This window comes from Alteribacter keqinensis, from assembly GCF_003710255.1.
GTDB lineage: Bacteria > Bacillota > Bacilli > Bacillales > Salisediminibacteriaceae > Alteribacter > Alteribacter keqinensis.
On the sequence record NZ_RHIB01000001.1, the window covers coordinates 2,151,521 to 2,170,090 of the forward strand.

Below are 18,570 nucleotides of genomic sequence, written 5' to 3' on the forward strand. Positions count from 1 at the left end.
CTTATTTTACCAGAGATAGGACGTTACTTACTGAGTCTGCAGATTTTTTAAGCTCTGCTTTCTCTTCATCAGTGAGTTCAAGTTCAAGAATTTTTTCGATTCCGCCTCCGCCGATTACGGTTGGTACACCGAGGTACATGTCATTGTATCCGTACTCACCTTCAAGGTAAGCAATTGTTGGAAGAATTCGCTTCTTATCTTTAAGAATCGCTTCCACCATCTGGACAATGGATGCAGCCGGTGCGTAATAAGCACTTCCGTTACCGAGAAGGTTTACGATTTCTCCGCCGCCTTTACGAGTACGCTCTACAATAGCATCCAGGCGGTCCTTGGAGATAAGCTTCTCCAGAGGAATACCTCCTGCGTAGGAGTATCGGAGCATTGGCACCATGTCGTCTCCGTGTCCCCCAAGAACGAACCCGGAAACGTCTTCCACACTTACGTTAAGCTCCTGAGCAACGAACGTACGGAAACGGGCAGTATCAAGCACACCTGATTGACCGAACACACGGTTTTTAGGGAATCCGGACTCTTTGTAAACTGTGTACGTCATTGTATCAACCGGGTTGGTAAGAACAATGATGTAGCAGTCTGGAGAGTGTTTTACAATTTCACGCGTTACTTTTTTCATGATGTCTGCGTTTGTATTTACAAGATCATCACGGCTCATTCCGGGCTTTCTCGGAAGACCGGCAGTGATAACTACGATATCGGAACCGGCAGTGTCTTCATAGTTGGATGTACCGATGATGTTGGAATCAAATCCCTGAACAGGAGACGCTTCCAGCATATCAAGGGCCTTCCCTTTAACAGGGTCCTCGTTATTCGGGATATCAACAAGTACAACATCACCAAGTTCTTTTTGTGCAGCCATCAGAGCTGTTGTCGTTCCTGTAAATCCGCCGCCAACGACAGTAATTTTTCTGCGTTTAATTGTCATTTTCCTTTCCCCTCTCACTTTTGTGATTATGTTAAAGAAAGACGGCGTTCCGCCTTAATAAGACGGACGCCTTATGATCTCAATTAAAGGTTTTTGATAAGTTCTTTACCAAACTCGGAACATTTTACTTCTGTTGCTCCATCCATCAGACGGGCGAAGTCATACGTAACAACCTTGCTTGCGATTGTTTTATCCATTGAAGCTTCGATCATATCTGCAGCTTCGTTCCAGTTCAGGTGGCGAAGCATAAGAACGCCGGATAGAAGAACAGAAGATGGGTTTACTTTATCCAGGCCGGCATACTTAGGTGCTGTACCGTGAGTTGCTTCAAAGATAGCATGTCCGCTGTCGTAGTTGATGTTGGCACCAGGAGCGATTCCAATTCCACCAACCTGTGCAGCAAGTGCGTCAGATACATAGTCACCGTTAAGGTTCATTGTAGCTACTACATCAAACTCTTTCGGACGAGTAAGGATCTGCTGTAAGAAGATATCGGCAATAGAATCTTTAACGATAATTTTGCCGGCAGCTTCTGCTTCAGACTGAGCTTTGTCTGCAGCTTCACGACCGCTCTCTTCTGTGATTTTGTCATATTCAGCCCATGTGAATACTTTATCGCCGAATTCTTTCTCAGCAAGCTCGTAGCCCCACTTTTTGAATCCGCCTTCTGTAAACTTCATGATGTTTCCTTTGTGAACAAGCGTTACACTCTTACGTCCTTCGTCCAGTGCGTACTGAATAGCAGAGCGGACAAGACGGTGTGTTCCTTCTTCGGACACAGGCTTGATTCCGATTCCGGAAGTTTCAGGGAAACGGATTTTCGTTGCCCCAAGCTCGTCGCGCAGGAAGCTGATCAGCTTTTTCGCATCCTCTGAGCCTTTTTCATATTCAATACCAGCATAGATATCCTCAGAGTTTTCACGAAAGATAACCATATCTGTATCTTCAGGACGCTTTACAGGAGATGGTACTCCTTCGAACCAGCGAACCGGACGTACACATGCAAAAAGATCAAGCTCCTGACGAAGGGCTACGTTTAATGAACGGAAACCTCCGCCGATTGGAGTTGTTAAAGGACCTTTGATTGCGATGAAGTATTCACGGATTGAGTCAAGTGTTTCATCCGGAAGCCACTCACCTGTCTGATCGAATGCTTTCTGACCTGCAAGTACTTCTTTCCACTCAATTTTCTTTTCGCCATTGTATGCTTTATCTACAGCTGCCTCAATAACGCTTGAAGCCGCTGCCCAAATATCAGGACCAATTCCGTCTCCTTCGATGTAAGGAATGATTGGATTGTTCGGTACGTTTAGTACCCCGTTGTTTACTGAAATACGTTCTGCCATTTGTAAAGACCTCCTAATGTCATTCAGTATGTATGAAAGAAAAATGCACACCTCTACCTCTTTCGTCACTGAGGCGGCTTTTTCCTTCATTTCTTATGATTAATGTTTCTTTATCGTTTGTCAATCGGTACCCATGCTTGTTTGTCAGGACCTACATATTCTGCACGAGGACGGATCAGACGGTTGTTGTCGTACTGCTCAAGGATGTGTGCAAGCCATCCGGATACACGGCTTACTGCAAAGATAGGCGTGAACAAGTCATGTTCAATCCCCAGGCTGTGATAAACGGAAGCGGAATAGAAGTCTACGTTTGGAAGCAGACCTTTTTCACTTGTAACGATCTCGTCAATCTTCACGCTCATCTCATACCACTTGGATTCACCTGTAATCTTCGTAAGCTGACGGCTCATTTCTTTCAGGTGTTTCGCGCGAGGGTCACCGTCTTTGTAAACGCGGTGGCCGAAGCCCATGATCTTTTCTTTGTTCTCAAGTGCTTTATGAATGTATTCTTCTACTTTATCTTCGTCACCAATTTCTGAGAGCATCGCCATTACGCGCTCGTTGGCACCACCGTGAAGCGGTCCTTTCAGTGCTCCGATTGCTGCTGTAACACCGGAGTATACATCAGAAAGTGTGGCTACACATACACGTGCAGTGAATGTGGATGCATTCAGTTCGTGATCGGCATGAAGAACGAGAGCTTTGTTGAATGCTTCAATTGACGTTTCATCCGGCTCCTCACCGTCCAGCATGTAAAGAAAGTTTGCTGCATAGCTCAGTTCCGGTTTAGGTGCAATTGGTTCTTTTCCTTCGCGGATACGGGCAAATGCAGTCACAATCGTAGGCATTTGCGCCTGAAGCTTCATGGCTTTTTTACGATTTGCCTCTTCAGACATCTCGTCCGCATCTTCATCAAACAAAGCCAGATTCGAAACCGCAGTACGTAAAGCTGCCATTGGATGTACTTTATCAATTGGATACGTTTTCAATTGCTCCAGTACTTCAGAAGGAACTGCGGAATATCCATTCAGTTCTTTTGTAAAAGACTCAAGCTCCTCTTTTGTAGGCAGCTTGTGATACCAAAGCAGATAAACAACTTCTTCAAACGTTGCATAATCAGCCAGATCATCAATGTTATATCCGTTATACGTTAAAACTCCGTCAATAATGGAACTTACGCTGGATGTTGTTGCTACAATACCTTCCAAACCTTTTGTCGTACTCATACCAACCTCTCCTTTAGTTCATTATTTTTTATGGGAACTAAATACTTTATTCCCTTAACGATTCTTCAAAAACCTTCATCTGTTGTGGATCATAAAAGCTTTAAATAAAAGCCCCAGCGGATCAGAGCATGGAGGGAGATATCACAATATCTTATTTGTAATGTTTTTTTAAAATAACAATTACTGCGTGCTTCCCTTTAGCATTCACCTATGTAGGAAATATCCTCCCAAAAATAGAAAGCGTTTTCGAGAATGTTTTTGAAGACCGTAACTACTGTTATTTATTTATTGTTTTTCAACAGTCAACTAACATTATAACGATTTTCAACAACTTTGTGAACTTTAAATTATCAAATCAAGGCAAGATTCTAACTTATACTATTATTTTAATTTGTTTGACACTTCACGTACAGTAACGATATTACCCACCCATCGACGTAAAAAATGACACGATCCTCATCGCCATATAGGCAATTCCGGCGCCAATGAGAGGTCCTACTGCGACGCCGTTAAAAAGGGCTACGGCAAGGATGGTGCCAAAAACAAGGGCTGCAGTAATATGGGGATCGTTCTGAAGAAGTTCAACACCGTTGGCTGCAATAACAGCAACAAATATCCCTGCTCCCAGAGCAATCCAGGCATAGGAGGATTTCATCGCTCCTGTAAGCTCTTTAAAACCAATCTCCCCTGTTACAATCGGTACGAGGACGGCGATCGTAATAATGGTCACGCCAATATGAATTCCCTTTTGCTGCAATAGCGGAAAGGCCTTATCTCCCAACCCGACCCATTTAAGAACAAGCAGTACTGCAACTGCAATAATTAAAGACTGGTTTTTCGCAATTAACCCTATACCTAATAAAATTATCATAAAAATAGTTGCTGGTGTTAACATATCAATTCTCTCCTCGCAGTACAAGCCGGCATGTCTTCCCATTTCTTCTCATAGATTAATGAAGAGAGGAGGACTGGACTATGATTAAATCAGGCGCCCCTTTAATTCGATCCGGACTTATTATTCTTTATTCATTCATGTTCCTTGTGGCAGGCTATATTATCATCCGTTTTCTCTACCCTTTTGTAATCGGGTTTATCCTGGCTCTTCTTCTTTTGCCGTTCGTGAACAAAGTGGAAAGATGCTTTGGATGGTCACGTTCTCTTTCAGTTATTCTTGCTATGGCCGGCCTTATACTCATTTTGATTACTTTTACTACAGTGGCAGCAGTCGAAATCGCAAATGGACTTATTTACCTTTCCGGGGTGCTCCCTGACTATATTAAAAATACCGCATCTACCGTTGAACAATGGATCACAACGTCACTGCTTCCGGTGTATGACCGAATCAATCATCTTGTCCTGTCTCTTGATACAAGCCAGCAGGAGACCGTTGTGAGCTCCATACAGTCAATTACAGCTGACGTAACACAAAGAGCCAGTGAGTTCATCCAGCTCGTCTTTAACGGTCTGGCTGATCTTCTCCTGAGTCTGCCCAACACGATTACCATTCTCTTATTTTCCCTGTTATCTGCTTTTTTTATCGCAAAAGACTGGCCTCTTATTCTCAGCTGGTATGAAAGGCTTGTTCCTTTGCATGGAGTAACGTATGTAAAAAAAATAACGGACGAATGGAGAAAAGCCATATCCGGCTATGTTCTCGCCCAGGTTATTCTAGTGGGTATGACCGGAGTGATCGTTCTCATCGCCCTTCTCATCCTTGGTGTAAAGCATGCCATTACCACAGCTGTTCTCATCGCCCTTGTAGATGTACTTCCTTATTTAGGAACCGGGATCGTTTTTATCCCTTGGATACTGTACAGTTTTTTCTCCGGCGACTGGTTCATGTCCATTGGTTTAAGTGTCATATACGGCATCGTAGTCATTCAAAGGCAAATTGCAGAGCCTAAAGTTCTCTCGCGGCACATCGGCGTTCATCCACTGCCTCTTTTGATTACATTGTTCCTGAGTTATCAGCTGCTCGGGTTTGCCGGACTCCTTCTCGGACCGATGATTCTGATCGTTTTGCAGTCCCTCGTTAAAGCAGGCGTGGTGCAAGGGGTTGTGTCGTATATTATGAACGGAAAGTGAAGACGCCCTTGAAGCAGGTAATCAATAAAGATAAAGAAAACCGGCTGAAAATACAGCCGGTTTCTTTATGCAGCTAAAACTTGCGTCCTCTGTAGAAGACAACATTCCCCGATCGGATTGAACGCTCAAACATACGTTGCAGAAAGCCTTTGAAGATCGCTCTCGTCTGAGGGAACAAAAGGAAGAACCCTAATGCATCGGTAATAAAACCCGGTGTGAGAAGAACGACTCCTCCTACCAGAATACAAATGCCGTCCAGGAGGACCCCGCTCGGCATCTGCCCCTGGGCGCTTTGCATCTGAGCTGTACGGATGGCATTTAAGCCTTCTTTTTTAGCAAGAGCTGCTCCAAGTATTCCTGTTGCAATTATGAGTAAAATAGTGGGAATGATCCCGATTGTATTTCCTGACAGGACCAGCACACCAATTTCTAATGCGGGTACAACAATAAGTAAAAGCAGAAAAATCTTTCCCATAACGACCGTCTCCTTTGGTTGTGTATCATAAGCACGTTTTGTGTGAGACGTACATAATTGAGTACCCTTCTATTTTATCGATTTTCAAAGCGGTTGTCGAGGATCGCTCATGCAGATGAATATAGTGCTGTGAGTAAGCAGTGTCTTGTATTTTAAAAATCTTAAGTTACAGGGCTATGCCGGGGTCTGATTGTGCCCTCAAAATTAAAAAAGCAAGATTTCAAGGTGCGATTCACGCCTGCTTGTACCCTCAAATTCATAAATTCTCAGTTTCATGGCAGATATCTACGTCTATTTGAACCCTAAAAGAACCGGCTTTATAAAAACCGGTTCTTTAACATTATTGAGTATTACAGGACACTCGCCACACCTTTGTAGATGTTGCCGTGGCTTCCGTCAACAGTAATTTCGTCTCCGTCTGTGAAGAGGTCTGTTGCACCTTCTACACCTACGATGACAGGGATCCCGAGGTTCAGGCCGACTACCGCTGCGTGGGAGGTAAGTCCGCCCTGCTCTGTAACAACAGCTGCAGCTTTTTCAAACGCATCCATCATGTCACGGTCAGTGCTTGTTGTGACAAGAATCGCATCCTGCTCCATTTTTGCAAGTGCTTCTTTACCGTCTTTGGCAATAACCACTTTTCCGGATCGTGTTTTACGGCCGATTCCCTGACCTTTTGCAGCAACTTCACCGACAACATGAACTTTCATAATGTTCGTTGTTCCTCTTTCACCCACTGGTACACCGGCAGAGATGATAACAAGATCTCCGTGGTTTACAAGGCCTGACTTAAGGGATTCTTCTACAGCTGAAGAAAGCATTTCATCTGTTGTTGTAGCCTTAGGCCCCAATTGAGGGTGAACGCCCCAAACAAGGCAAAGAGAGCGGCATACACGCTCGCTGTGTGTAATGGCAACAATCGGGCTCTCAGGACGGTATTTAGAGATCATACGAGCTGTGTGGCCGCTTTCTGTAGCCGTTAAGATCGCAGAAGAGTTTAGGTTTAACGCTGTGTGGGCAACAGACTGACTGATGGAGTCTGTAATTGTATGCTCACTTTCTTTGCTGCGGCGGCGGAGAATTTCTTCATACTTCAGAGCCGTCTCAGCTTTTTTAGCAATGTTATTCATTGTCTGTACAGATTCTACAGGGTACGTTCCTGCAGCCGTTTCACCGGAAAGCATGATTGCATCTGTACCGTCAAAGATCGCGTTTGCTACGTCACTTGCTTCCGCTCGTGTAGGGCGTGGGTTGCGCTGCATGGAATCAAGCATTTGAGTCGCTGTGATGACAGGCTTGCCGAGGCGGTTACATTTTTTAATCAATTCTTTTTGTACAAGAGGAACATCTTCCGCCGGGATTTCCACACCAAGGTCACCACGGGCCACCATAAGGCCGTCAGACACTTCAAGGATTTCATCGATGTTGTCGACGCCTTCCTGGTTTTCGATCTTAGGAATGATTTGAATGTGAGAAGCATTATGTTTTTCAAGAAGTTCGCGGATCTCAAGAACGTCCGATGCACGGCGAACGAAAGATGCAGCAATAAAGTCAACGTCCTGCTCGATACCGAACACAATGTCGTTGGCATCTTTTTCAGTGATACCAGGCAGATTTACACTTACTCCCGGCACGTTAACACCTTTTTTGTTTTTCAAAACGCCACTGTTTACAACTTCTGTTACAAGTTCACCGTCACCGATAGACTTCACGCGAAGTTCAATTAAACCGTCGTCCAACAGAAGAACAGAACCTTCGTGAACGTCGTCGATAAGACCCGGGTAAGTAACCGAGATCTTAGAAGCGTTCCCTACTACTTCAGTCATGGAAACGATGACTTCAGAACCACGCTCAAGCTCAGCTTGTCCGCCTTCAAGGGTCTGTGTACGGATCTCAGGTCCTTTTGTATCAAGAAGAATCGCAACCTTCTTCCCTGCTTTTTCAGCCGCTGAACGGATATTCTGAATACGTGCGCCGTGCTCTTCATAGTCACCGTGTGAAAAGTTCAGACGGGAAACGTTCATTCCTGCATCAATCAGGCTGGACAGTTTTTCAATAGACTCACTTGCCGGTCCAATCGTACATACAATCTTTGTTTTTCTCATTCGTAAATCCTCCTCAAATTTCCTGTTACCATTTCTTTACCGTACGAAAGCCAGGACAACGGAGTCCCAGCTGGCTGTACGTGTATGACTAAATTGAAAGTTCCTGAGACAGTTGGTACATCTCTTCATCAACGGTGTGCTCTCTTGATAGGGCTTCGTCGATGTCATGGGAAACAAGCTTGTTACTTTCAATACCCACCATCTGTCCCTGCTGGCCGTTTAAGAGAAGCTCCACTGCCTTGGCACCGAGACGGCTTGCCAGCACACGGTCAGCTGCTGTTGGTGATCCGCCGCGCTGGATGTGACCAAGAACAGTAACCCGTGTTTCGAAGTTAGTCTTATCCTGTATCTCTCTTCCAATATCAACGCCTGAGCCTACACCTTCAGCTACAAGAATAATACTGTGTTTTTTACCACGGTCAGCCCCGCGCTTAAGACGATTCACAATGTCATCCATGTTGTAGTCAACTTCGGGAATGAGGATCGTTTCTGCACCATCTGCAAGACCTGCCCATAGTGCAAGGTCCCCTGCATCCCGGCCCATCACTTCCACAACGTATGTACGTTCGTGGGATGTAGCCGTATCACGGATTTTATCAATGGCATCAATAACGGTATTTAATGCCGTATCAAAGCCAATCGTAAAATCTGTACCGGATATATCATTGTCAATCGTACCAGGTACTCCGATCGTCGGGAAGCCGTGTTCCGTCAGTTTACGGGCACCCTGGAAGGAGCCGTCTCCGCCGATGACAACAAGGCCGTCGATACCAAACTTGTTTAGTTGTTCGATACCCTTCTTCTGGCCTTCCATCGTTTTAAATTCTTCACATCTTGCTGTATAAAGCATTGTTCCGCCGCGGTGGATGATGTCACCTACAGAACCTAGTTCCAGTTTTTTAATTTGTCCGCTGATCAACCCTGCATACCCCTGGTAAATTCCGTAGACCTCCAGGTCATGGTAGATTGCTTTACGAACAACTGCACGAATGGCTGCGTTCATTCCGGGTGAGTCCCCGCCACTTGTTAAAACTCCAATGCGCTTCATTCGCTTCATTCACCTCTTCATTAATCTTTTATATGAGAAAGCTTGCTTGTAATCGGGACAAAAGTTCCACATCTTTATCCTAAGCTTTTCTTATACTATCCTTGATTGACGTTTATACTCGTATCGCAGTAATAAAAATAACACTTTCAAAACCTTATAGCAATAGACATCCACAGGCAAACAAAACAGCCGTCCCGTCGGGGGATGGCTGTTTTCCTTAATTGACGCTGTTGGTACCGTTTACATAGTCATATTGTCCAATGTTATTAAATTTTTCGTAACGTTTTTGAACAATTTCTTCTTCTTTTACTTCTGCAAGTTCCTCGAGAGCACTTGTAAGTGTTTCATCAATATACGCTGCCTGCTTCTCCACATCACGGTGAGCTCCACCCCGGACTTCCGTAATGATGCCATCAATGAGATCGAGTTCTTTTAAATCAGGCGCCGTAATTTTCATTGTTTCTGCTGCACGCTGCGCCTGACCGGCATCCTTCCATAAAAGGGCTGCTGCACCTTCAGGAGAAATGACAGAATAAGTGGAATTCTCCAGCATGTAGATACGATCTCCTACACCAAGTGCAAGCGCACCGCCACTTCCACCTTCACCGATGACAACACAGATAACCGGAACGTTAAGATCAGCCATTTCAATCAGATTTCTGGCGATCGCCTCGCTCTGTCCTCTTTCTTCTGCTGCCATACCAGGGTAAGCCCCTTTTGTATCGATGAAATTAATGATCGGACGCTTAAACTTTTCAGCCTGTTTCATAAGACGCATCGCTTTACGGTAGCCTTCAGGATGAGGCATTCCGAAATTACGGCGAAGGTTTTCCTTCGTCCCTTTTCCCCGCTGATGACCGATAACGGTTACAGGGCGTCCCTTGTATTTTGCAATACCTCCGACAATCGCTTCATCATCGCCGTAGAGTCTGTCGCCATGAAGCTCCAGAAAATCCGTAAACAGGCGCTCGATGTAATCAAGCGTGGTTGGTCTGTTGTTGTGCCTTGCAATCTGTACACGGTTCCAGGGACTCATGTTGCCGTAGATGTCTTCTTCGAGCTGCTCCATACGGGCTTCCAGCTTTTCTATTTCACCTGACAGATCGATTCCTTTTTCTGCAGTAAATGCTTTCAGTTCAGAGATTTTTCCTCTTAGTTCCGTTATTGGTTTTTCAAAAGGTAAGTCTTCAGCCATGATTACACCTCCTGTTCGTTGGGCTCAAGCTGCTCTTTCACTGCTTCCTCACTTAAGGGTGAGTGGATGCTCAGTATTGTTTTAAGGGTTTCCTTCAATTCTTTTCGTTCAACGACACGATCCAGCTGGCCGTGCTTTAGAAGGAATTCTGCCGTCTGAAAATCCTCAGGAAGCTCCTGACGAATCGTCTGTTCAATGATCCTTCTTCCGGCAAAGCCAATCAATGCCTTAGGTTCAGCCAGGTTAATGTCACCCAGAGAAGCAAAACTTGCTGATACGCCCCCTGTTGTAGGGTGAGTCATAACTGATATAAATAAGTTTCCTGCATTACTCAACCGGTTGAGAGCTGTGCTCGTCTTTGCCATCTGCATAAGACTGAAAACACCTTCCTGCATTCTCGCACCCCCGGAAGCTGCAAATAAAATAAACGGCTTGTCCTCTTCGATGGCACGTTCTATGGCACGGTTGATCTTCTCTCCCACAACCGAGCCCATGCTTCCCATCCGGAAGCGTGCATCCATAACACCTACGACAGCCGGATATCCGTCAATCTTTCCTTTCCCAGTAACAATCGCTTCATTAAGACCTGTTTTCTCCCGGTCAGCCTTTGACTTTTCCTGATAGGATGGAAAATTAAGCGGATCCTTTGCAATAATATCGTGATCAAATTCCTCGAATGTTTCCGGGTCAAATATTGTATCCATACGGTCATAAGCAGTAAGTCTGTGGTGAAAGCCGCAAGAATCACAGACACTCAGATTTTTCTTCAGTTCTTTTGTATACATAATACTTTTACACTGTGGACATTTCGTCATTAACCCTTCAGGAACTTCCTGCTTGGCTTCTTCCGAAGGTATCGTTGCATACTTTTTTTTCTTTGAAAAAAGATCCCGTAACACATTTCTCACCTCTTTTTATCCATATCTGAAACATCAGTGCAGTTAACCCCGGCATTATACAGGCGAAAGACACCATAACTGATCACTGCATATTACCATGAAACCTCGCATTTATTGAAAGCCCGTCTAAATTCACCAGGTAATGATTATTCATTTCGTGTTTGCCGCAGGCCCGTTACAGTTCAGCATTATTAATATAGAAGTAATCGTAAATTTTTTCCATCATAACACTGTCTGTTGGGCAAGTTCAAGTTTATTCCTGCTTTGAATATCGGCATAATAAGTTTAAAAACGACTGTTTTCGAGATGATGACGAAGGCACTGAACAGCCTTGTCCTCATTCTTTGAACAGATCGCTTCATAGATCGCTTCGTGTTCATGAATCGCATCTTCAGTTCTTCCCCTTCTCGAAAGGGATTCTCTGAGTGCAACCTTGCTGTATTCCACCAAGGGACGCCAGATATTCAGCATTAAATGATTATGACAGGATTCTACAAGCGCCTTATGAAAAAGGTAATCTTCTTCTACTGGTATATATCCATCAGCCCAGGTTGCTTTTGATTCATCTATTAATGTTTTCAGTTTTTCCAGCTGCTTTTCAGTTGCTCTTCTGCAAGCAAGCCGGACAGCTTCTATTTCGATAATGGCACGGGTTTCCGTTACATCTTTGCGCGCCCGTGTTTCTCTTAAAAAGAAACCGGCCAGTATTTCTGCCAGCCGGTGCCCTCCTGCCCGCTGTATAAAGGTTCCTTCACCTTTACGGGTCTCAATGAGATCGAGGAGTTCCAGCGCCCGAAGCGCTTCTCTTACAGAAGACCGGCCTACCTGAAGTCTTTCAGCAAGCTCCCGTTCCGAGGGAAGTTTATCTCCAGGAAGGAGGTTATCTTCATGGATGATATGATCTAGCTCTTTTAAGATATTAAGATATACTTTATTAGCTGGTGAGGTCATTTACGACCACCTGCTTTCATTCACTATTAGGGAGACGCGGGTGTCTCAGTCATCCTTACAGACCGGCCGGTGCATCATACACATCCCAGTCCCGTATAAATAAACCGGAGAGAAGCTGCTGCAAACACTACAGATGAGGCTGGGACAGAAGTGTTTTAGTCCACGAGAATCCGAACGAATAAAACGCGCTGCAATAAACCGCTCCTGAAATATACTTCGCTTTCCGCGGGAAGGTGGTGAGCCTCCTCCAGCTTTCCTGCCTCTTCCTCTGCCAGCTAACCTTTGCAGCTGTCTGCGTCGAAGCAACTCGCCGCGTACTCATGAAGGAAATGCTCGTCACTCCGGGGTCTCACCTTTGCTTTTCATCCCGCAGGAGCCTGCGTATATTTTATCCGCTATATCAGCGCATTGTTTGGATTGAGCTAAACACTTTCTTTATATTCCAACCTCATCTTCACATCTGTTTATTTTGATTCGTCGATCATTGTAAGCTGCTGTGTTTTTTTCTCTACGTCGTCAGGGTTTACCTTTCGTCTGGCAACACCTGTTTCCATTGCCGCCACAGCTACACTTTTCGCTACTGCAGGAGCAACACGGGGGTCAAATGGAGCCGGAATGACGTAATCTGTATTCAGCTCATTATCACCAACAAGACCGGCAATTGCTTTAACTGCTGCAACCTTCATCTCTTCATTGATATGTGTGGCATAAACATCCAGAGCTCCTCGGAAGATTCCAGGGAATGCGAGAACGTTATTTACCTGGTTAGGGAAATCAGAGCGTCCCGTACCAATCACACTCGCACCGGCTGCCTTCGCTTCATCAGGCATAATTTCCGGAGTCGGGTTTGCCATAGCAAAGATAATCGGATCCGGGTTCATGCTCTCAACCATCTCTTTTGTCAGTGCCCCTTCAACAGATACACCAATGAAGACATCCGTATCTTTAATAACGTCTTTTAAGCTTCCATCAAGCTTTCCTTTGTTAGTAACCTGGGCCATTTCATGCTTCAGGTCGTTCATCCCTGATGAGCGGCCTTCAAAAATAGCTCCTCTCGAATCACAAAGAATAATTTCCTTGCATCCCATGCTCAGTAGAAGCTTAATAATCGCAATTCCTGCAGCACCTGCTCCGTTAACCACCACTTTGATCTCTGCCATGGATTTTCCGGTAATCTTGAGGGCATTCAGCAGGCCGGCAGCTGTTACAATCGCTGTTCCATGCTGATCGTCGTGGAATACAGGAATATTCATTTCTTTTTTGAGGCGCTCCTCAATCTCGAAACATCTTGGAGCAGCAATATCTTCAAGGTTTACGCCGCCAAAAGTCGGCTCCATCAATTTTACGGTTTGTACAATTTCATCTACGTCATTTGTATTTAAACAAATCGGAAAAGCATCAACGCCGGCGAATGATTTAAACAGCACCGCTTTTCCTTCCATTACCGGCAGAGAAGCTTCCGGGCCGATATTTCCTAATCCAAGAACGGCAGTACCGTCTGAAACAACGGCAACCATGTTACCTTTCATGGTGTATTCGTAAACTGACTGCGGATCTTCGAAAATGGCTTTACATGGTTCTGCAACGCCAGGTGAATAGGCCAGTGACAAGTCTTGTGCATTTTTTACTGCCACTTTTGATACTGTCTCGAGCTTCCCTTTATGCACCCGGTGCATATGTAAAGCTTCTTCTCGTAAAGTCGCCATTCTTCCACTCCTTTTTTCATAATGATTCCTTATTAATGTAAGGTGCGGCAGGGCTGACCCAGCCTTCCTTTATTCCAAATAGTGGTCTGACCACTTCGTGAACAACTTATATTATAACAAATCCATTCCAGAGATACACCTATTCTTGTCTAATAACGATGTTTTTTTCACCGAGGAGGTCCTTAAGGCGTATAAGCAGGCTTTCGTCACCCGATACAGACCATTCCTCATTAAGGCGGTACACCTTTTTTACCTCCTCATCATACAGGACAACGCGTACTTCACCAGGGTCATCCTTCAACATCCTTTTTAGCCTGTCACGGTAGCCCGGGTCCTGATGGTCCCCGTCAAGTTTTACATATAGTACCTTCCCTGCCTTTTGTTTAAATGATTTCTTTAGATTTTCAAGAAGTGTCATCTTGTCTGCATTAATTTTGAGCTGGCCGTTATGATAGCTTGTTCGCCCTTCTATAAATAACAGTTCACCTTTATTTACGACAGAACGGTATTTTTCGAAAATCTTTGGAAAAAGCGTAATCTCTGCTTCCCCAGTCTCGTCAGTGAGCTGCATAAAAGCCATTTGCTGTCTTTTTTTTGTTTTAATGACTTTCACATCTTCAATGAGGCCTGCAAGACGTACAACTTTGCCTTCATCGCTGTTTTCCAGTGTATGTTTCACAGTTGACCTCTGATACTCTTCAAGGGTATCGCCATAGGAATGGACAGGGTGATTTGTTGCGTAGAATCCGAGTACCTGCTTCTCAAATTGCAGTTCCTCCTGATCTCCAAAAGGAGGCACATCGAAATAATCGGGCTTTACAACATCTTCATCAAACAAAGCCGTTCCCTTTTGTGATCTCGATTCGTTTAATTTCGCCCCATATTCCATTGCTGCATCAAGATTGGCTAAAAGACCGGCACGATGAATACCGAATTCATCACAGGCCCCTGATACAATCAAGGCTTCAAGTGCCCGTTTTGGAAGGTGGCGCGGCGCAATACGGGCACACAGGTCAAATAAATCCTGAAACGGCTCCTTCGCTCTTTCTTCAAGGATAGCCTGGATAGCCTGAACACCAACGTTTTTTACAGCTGCTAACCCAATCCAGATCTCATTTCCAATTGCTTTGAAGCGTGCACTGCTCTCAATGACGGAAGGGCCTTTAACTTTGATCCCTTTTCTTCTTGCTTCCGCTATATATTCCGCCATTTTCTCCTGATGATGAATCACACCGGACAAAAGGGCAGTAAGAAAGGACGTTGGATAATTTGCTTTCAGGTAAGCCAGCTGATAGGCAATGATGCTGTATGCAACAGCATGACTGCGGTTAAATCCATAGTCGGCAAAACGGACAATCAGATCGTATACACCATCTGCTTCCTTTGCTGAATAGCCGTTCTTTGTTGACCCTCCAACAAATTGGGCCCTGCCCTTTTCAAGGACTTCCCGCTTTTTCTTCCCTACAGCCCGGCGGAGAATGTCTGCCTCTCCAAGAGAAAAGCCGGCCATTCGGGAAGCAATCTGCATGATCTGCTCCTGATAAATGAGCACACCGTATGTTTTCTCAAGAATCGGCTTCAGGTCAGCGTGAGGATAGGTGACCTTCTCAAGCCCGTGTTTACGTTTAATATAAACAGGAATGTTTTCCATCGGTCCCGGTCTGTAGAGCGCGTTAACCGCTACGATATCTTCAAATTCAGTCGGTTTCAGACGTTTTAGGACGCTCCTCATGCCAGAGGATTCGAGCTGAAACACACCGCTTGCATCCCCTTCTGAGAGCATGGAAAAGGTGTTTTTGTCATTAAAGGGAATCGCTTTTATATCAATCGTCTCTCCATGGTCTTCCTTGATAAGCTCTGTAATGTTTTTTATGAAGCTCAAGTTCCTGAGACCAAGGAAGTCCATTTTCAGGAGTCCCAGTTCTTCAAGTATCCCCATCGGATACTGTGTAAGGTTGATGTCATCGTTACCGGTTTGTACCGGGACTATATCTGTAAGTTTATCTCTGCTAATTACAACACCGGCTGCATGAACGGATGTGTGGCGTGGGAGACCTTCAATTTCCACAGCTATACTGAAGAGCTCGTCCAATTCCTCATGTTCCTCTAAAAGCTTTGAGATTGCAGGTACGTCTTTTTTTGCTTCGTGTAATTTTATATTGGGCTTTGAAGGGATGAGTTTAGCCAGCCTGTCAATGAGCTTTTGCGGGGTCTGCATTACCCGTCCCCCATCTCTTAATGCTGCTTTTGCCGCTAATGTTCCGAATGTGATGATTTGTGCCACATGGTCCCGCCCATACTTCTGGGCCACATAACGGATAACTTCATCTCTCCGGTCATCGGGGAAATCAATATCGATATCAGGCATTGATACACGCTCCGGGTTCAGGAAACGCTCAAAGAGTAACTCATACTGTATGGGATCTACATCGGTAATTTCGAGAACATAAGCGACGAGGGAACCTGCCGCTGATCCCCGGCCAGGGCCTGTGAGCATTCCCTGTGTGTGGGCATAGTCCATAAAATCCCAGACTATCAGAAAGTAATCATCGTAATTCATGCTGTGAATAACAGAAAGCTCATAGTCAAGACGCTCCCACACTCCCTGTCCGGGTGTGTCTCCGTATCGCTTTGCAATTCCTTCTTCGCACTTTTTCCGCAGGTAGCTTCCGGCAGACTCCCCTTGTGGAACAGGATACTCAGGGAGTACCTGATTCCCTAAATCAATCTCCACATTACACATGTCTGCGATATGTACTGTCGCTTCCAACGCTTCGGGCCAGCCGCGAAAGAGCCGGGCCATTTCATCCTGCGTCTTTAAATAATAGTCATCAGAAGAAACTGGAGCAGGAAGCTCTTCAAGTGTTACTCCCCTCCCGATCGCCTGGACAACGCGGTGGGCTCTGGACTGTTCAGGGAAAACAAACTGAACATGGTTGGAAGCCACAAACTGAATCTTGTTATCCGATTCTTTCCGCCATTTGTTTAACGCAAGAAGCAGCTCTTTTTCCTCGGCACGGTTATGGCTTTGAACTTCTGTAAAGACGTGTCCCTTTCCAAAAAGGTCCTCTAAAGCAAATAAAGTTTCTGACGCTCCTTCCAGATTTCCCTCAGAGACCAGATGCTGGAGTATCCCTCCTTCAAAAGGAGATATGGCTACAATACTTTCTTTTGTTATGGCGTTCAGGGCCGATACCGGCAGAACCGGCCTGCCTTTCTCCGCATGCTCATAAGCCAGTGCTGTAAGTTTCATTAGTTCTCTTAATCCTGTTTTGTTCCTGGCTAGCAGGATGATCTGAAAGAGCGTGTCCCCCCGGCTCTTAGCAGTCAATTCAACCCCTAAAAGAGGTTTGATTCCCCGGCTGTAACATTCCTTGTAAAAAGGAACCGCTCCGTACATTCCATTTTTATCAGTCAGGGCAAGGGCAGTCATGTTAAGCTCCTTCGCTCTGCGGGTGAGGTCTTTTATTTTTCCGGCTCCGTACAAAAAACTGTATTCACTGTGGACATGGAGATGAACAAAACTCACTGCCACCCCTCCTTTCACGTAAAATCTTTCTTCTATTGTAACGCAAACAAATGTTTGTGACACCCGGAATGATTATCTATCATAAGTTTAATGAATTGCCATAGACATGTAGTAATGGTTGGACAAAACCAGTCCGGGGGGATGGACGATGGATAAAGATTTTCTTGCAACGTTAATCATTGATTACTTTGTTGCATTCGGTGTCATTATAGGCGGATCAATTGTGGGGGGAATCGGTGCCTACCTTATTGGAAAACCGCCAATGTCTATTATGTATGACCTTGCTTCAAGCCTTAAGATATGGGCGCTTGTTGCTGCAATCGGCGGAACATTCGATGCCATCAGCAGCCTGGAACGGGGAATTTTTGAAGGAACCCATGCGGATATTTTCAAAACGCTCGTGATGATCTTTGCAGCATTATGCGGTGCACACAGTGGTACGGTAATTATTCAATGGATAACCCAGGAGGGAATTAAATGAGAGTCCCCCCTTTTTATCATGATAAAAGCTGGCAGCGATTTTTCGCCGGAGTCATCTTAGGTATGCTAATCGGGTGGCTCTTTTTTTTATACAATTTTGGTTATGTCCACGAGCATTTGAGGATGGAAATCGGAAAGCAGCGCTCCTTGATTGAGAGCCATGAAAAAACAATTGAGATCTTGCGGAAAGATTCCGATGAACAAAATAAGCAGCTTCAGCAGATGCTGACGGTTCAGGAAATTAAAATCAACTTTTTGAACGAATCAGAAGTGAACCTCAGTGAACTTACCCTTTTCGAATTAAAAGGTGCAGTAGAGAGCGAGCTTGAACTAGTAAGAAATAAAAGCCTTGAAAACGTACACCTGTCTAAAGAAGTTCTGAAAAAGGCGATTGAGAATAAACGGTACGGGATCAATGAAAAGTACTATCAGTTGAAAATTGAAAATACAACGATATACTCGGTATTAGAGCTTGATATCTCCATTCATGCTGCTGAATAAAAGCTTATGGCAATTTCATGAACGATTTACCAAAATACGTTATTTCCGTGCAGGAAGGTGTATAATGAAAGTAAGAACAAAACA

The 18,570-nt window shown here is 44.8% G+C and carries 15 protein-coding genes; 3 read left to right on the plus strand and 12 right to left on the minus strand.

Going from position 1 to position 18,570, the window contains the following annotated elements:
* Position 1 precedes the first annotated feature (1 nt).
* The 4 genes from mdh to EBO34_RS10470 form a co-directional block, all read right to left on the minus strand.
* Positions 2-940, minus strand: a complete 939-nt coding sequence (gene mdh, locus EBO34_RS10455; RefSeq protein ID WP_122897985.1) for a malate dehydrogenase — start codon at positions 938-940, stop codon at positions 2-4.
* A gap of 83 nt (positions 941-1,023) precedes the next feature.
* On the minus strand, positions 1,024-2,286 hold the full coding sequence (gene icd, locus EBO34_RS10460; protein WP_122897987.1) for an NADP-dependent isocitrate dehydrogenase: 1,263 nt from the start codon (positions 2,284-2,286) through the stop codon (positions 1,024-1,026).
* Positions 2,287-2,396: 110 nt separating this feature from the next.
* Positions 2,397-3,512, minus strand: coding sequence for a citrate synthase (gene citZ, locus EBO34_RS10465; protein WP_122897989.1), 1,116 nt, complete (start codon positions 3,510-3,512; stop codon positions 2,397-2,399).
* A gap of 421 nt (positions 3,513-3,933) precedes the next feature.
* Positions 3,934-4,407 carry a DUF441 domain-containing protein gene (locus EBO34_RS10470; protein ID WP_122897992.1) on the minus strand — a complete coding sequence of 158 codons (474 nt, stop codon included), beginning with the start codon at positions 4,405-4,407 and terminating at the stop codon, positions 3,934-3,936.
* Positions 4,408-4,487: 80 nt separating this feature from the next.
* On the opposite strand from EBO34_RS10470, the gene ytvI reads away from it, so the two are divergent.
* Positions 4,488-5,597, plus strand: coding sequence for a sporulation integral membrane protein YtvI (gene ytvI / locus EBO34_RS10475; protein ID WP_122897994.1), 1,110 nt, complete (start codon positions 4,488-4,490; stop codon positions 5,595-5,597).
* A gap of 73 nt (positions 5,598-5,670) precedes the next feature.
* Here ytvI and EBO34_RS10480 read toward each other — a convergent pair whose 3' ends face one another.
* The 8 genes from EBO34_RS10480 to dnaE form a co-directional block, all read right to left on the minus strand.
* A complete protein-coding gene (locus tag EBO34_RS10480; RefSeq protein ID WP_122897996.1) occupies positions 5,671-6,072 on the minus strand; it encodes an FxsA family protein in 402 nt (133 codons plus the stop codon).
* A 350-nt stretch (positions 6,073-6,422) separates the two neighbouring features.
* Complete coding sequence (gene pyk, locus EBO34_RS10485) at positions 6,423-8,177, minus strand: pyruvate kinase (RefSeq protein ID WP_122897998.1); 1,755 nt, start codon at positions 8,175-8,177, stop codon at positions 6,423-6,425.
* Positions 8,178-8,265: 88 nt separating this feature from the next.
* Entirely contained in the window at positions 8,266-9,225 is a 960-nt protein-coding gene (gene pfkA, locus EBO34_RS10490; RefSeq protein ID WP_122898000.1) for a 6-phosphofructokinase, read from the minus strand.
* A gap of 217 nt (positions 9,226-9,442) precedes the next feature.
* Entirely contained in the window at positions 9,443-10,420 is a 978-nt protein-coding gene (accA, locus tag EBO34_RS10495) for an acetyl-CoA carboxylase carboxyl transferase subunit alpha (protein ID WP_122898002.1), read from the minus strand.
* A 2-nt stretch (positions 10,421-10,422) separates the two neighbouring features.
* Positions 10,423-11,319: an acetyl-CoA carboxylase, carboxyltransferase subunit beta gene (gene accD, locus EBO34_RS10500; RefSeq protein ID WP_122898004.1), complete on the minus strand. Its 897-nt coding sequence runs from the start codon at positions 11,317-11,319 to the stop codon at positions 10,423-10,425.
* A 285-nt stretch (positions 11,320-11,604) separates the two neighbouring features.
* Entirely contained in the window at positions 11,605-12,270 is a 666-nt protein-coding gene (locus tag EBO34_RS10505; RefSeq protein WP_122898006.1) for a FadR/GntR family transcriptional regulator, read from the minus strand.
* A gap of 464 nt (positions 12,271-12,734) precedes the next feature.
* Positions 12,735-13,976, minus strand: a complete 1,242-nt coding sequence (gene ystJ / locus EBO34_RS10510; RefSeq protein ID WP_122898008.1) for an NADP-dependent malic enzyme — start codon at positions 13,974-13,976, stop codon at positions 12,735-12,737.
* Positions 13,977-14,115: 139 nt separating this feature from the next.
* Complete coding sequence (gene dnaE / locus EBO34_RS10515; RefSeq protein ID WP_183163813.1) at positions 14,116-17,505, minus strand: DNA polymerase III subunit alpha; 3,390 nt, start codon at positions 17,503-17,505, stop codon at positions 14,116-14,118.
* Positions 17,506-17,653: 148 nt separating this feature from the next.
* On the opposite strand from dnaE, the gene ytrH reads away from it, so the two are divergent.
* Together ytrH and ytrI are read left to right on the plus strand one after the other, a co-directional pair.
* Positions 17,654-17,986, plus strand: a complete 333-nt coding sequence (gene ytrH, locus EBO34_RS10520) for a sporulation membrane protein YtrH (RefSeq protein ID WP_122898012.1) — start codon at positions 17,654-17,656, stop codon at positions 17,984-17,986.
* Positions 17,983-18,486: a sporulation membrane protein YtrI gene (gene ytrI, locus EBO34_RS10525; protein ID WP_122898014.1), complete on the plus strand. Its 504-nt coding sequence runs from the start codon at positions 17,983-17,985 to the stop codon at positions 18,484-18,486. Before ytrH ends, ytrI begins: the two co-directional genes overlap by 4 nt.
* Positions 18,487-18,570 lie beyond the last annotated feature (84 nt).

What these genes read in the sequence shown, in the direction of transcription:
- mdh (WP_122897985.1), bottom strand. Translation starts at nt 940, where the DNA reads ATGACAATTAAACGCAGAAAAATTACTGTCGTTGGCGGCGGATTTACA.
- icd (WP_122897987.1), bottom strand. Translation starts at nt 2,286, where the DNA reads ATGGCAGAACGTATTTCAGTAAACAACGGGGTACTAAACGTACCGAAC.
- citZ (WP_122897989.1), bottom strand. Translation starts at nt 3,512, where the DNA reads ATGAGTACGACAAAAGGTTTGGAAGGTATTGTAGCAACAACATCCAGC.
- EBO34_RS10470 (WP_122897992.1), bottom strand. Translation starts at nt 4,407, where the DNA reads ATGTTAACACCAGCAACTATTTTTATGATAATTTTATTAGGTATAGGG.
- ytvI (WP_122897994.1), top strand. Translation starts at nt 4,488, where the DNA reads ATGATTAAATCAGGCGCCCCTTTAATTCGATCCGGACTTATTATTCTT.
- EBO34_RS10480 (WP_122897996.1), bottom strand. Translation starts at nt 6,072, where the DNA reads ATGGGAAAGATTTTTCTGCTTTTACTTATTGTTGTACCCGCATTAGAA.
- pyk (WP_122897998.1), bottom strand. Translation starts at nt 8,177, where the DNA reads ATGAGAAAAACAAAGATTGTATGTACGATTGGACCGGCAAGTGAGTCT.
- pfkA (WP_122898000.1), bottom strand. Translation starts at nt 9,225, where the DNA reads ATGAAGCGCATTGGAGTTTTAACAAGTGGCGGGGACTCACCCGGAATG.
- accA (WP_122898002.1), bottom strand. Translation starts at nt 10,420, where the DNA reads ATGGCTGAAGACTTACCTTTTGAAAAACCAATAACGGAACTAAGAGGA.
- EBO34_RS10505 (WP_122898006.1), bottom strand. Translation starts at nt 12,270, where the DNA reads ATGACCTCACCAGCTAATAAAGTATATCTTAATATCTTAAAAGAGCTA.
- ystJ (WP_122898008.1), bottom strand. Translation starts at nt 13,976, where the DNA reads ATGGCGACTTTACGAGAAGAAGCTTTACATATGCACCGGGTGCATAAA.
- ytrH (WP_122898012.1), top strand. Translation starts at nt 17,654, where the DNA reads ATGGATAAAGATTTTCTTGCAACGTTAATCATTGATTACTTTGTTGCA.
- ytrI (WP_122898014.1), top strand. Translation starts at nt 17,983, where the DNA reads ATGAGAGTCCCCCCTTTTTATCATGATAAAAGCTGGCAGCGATTTTTC.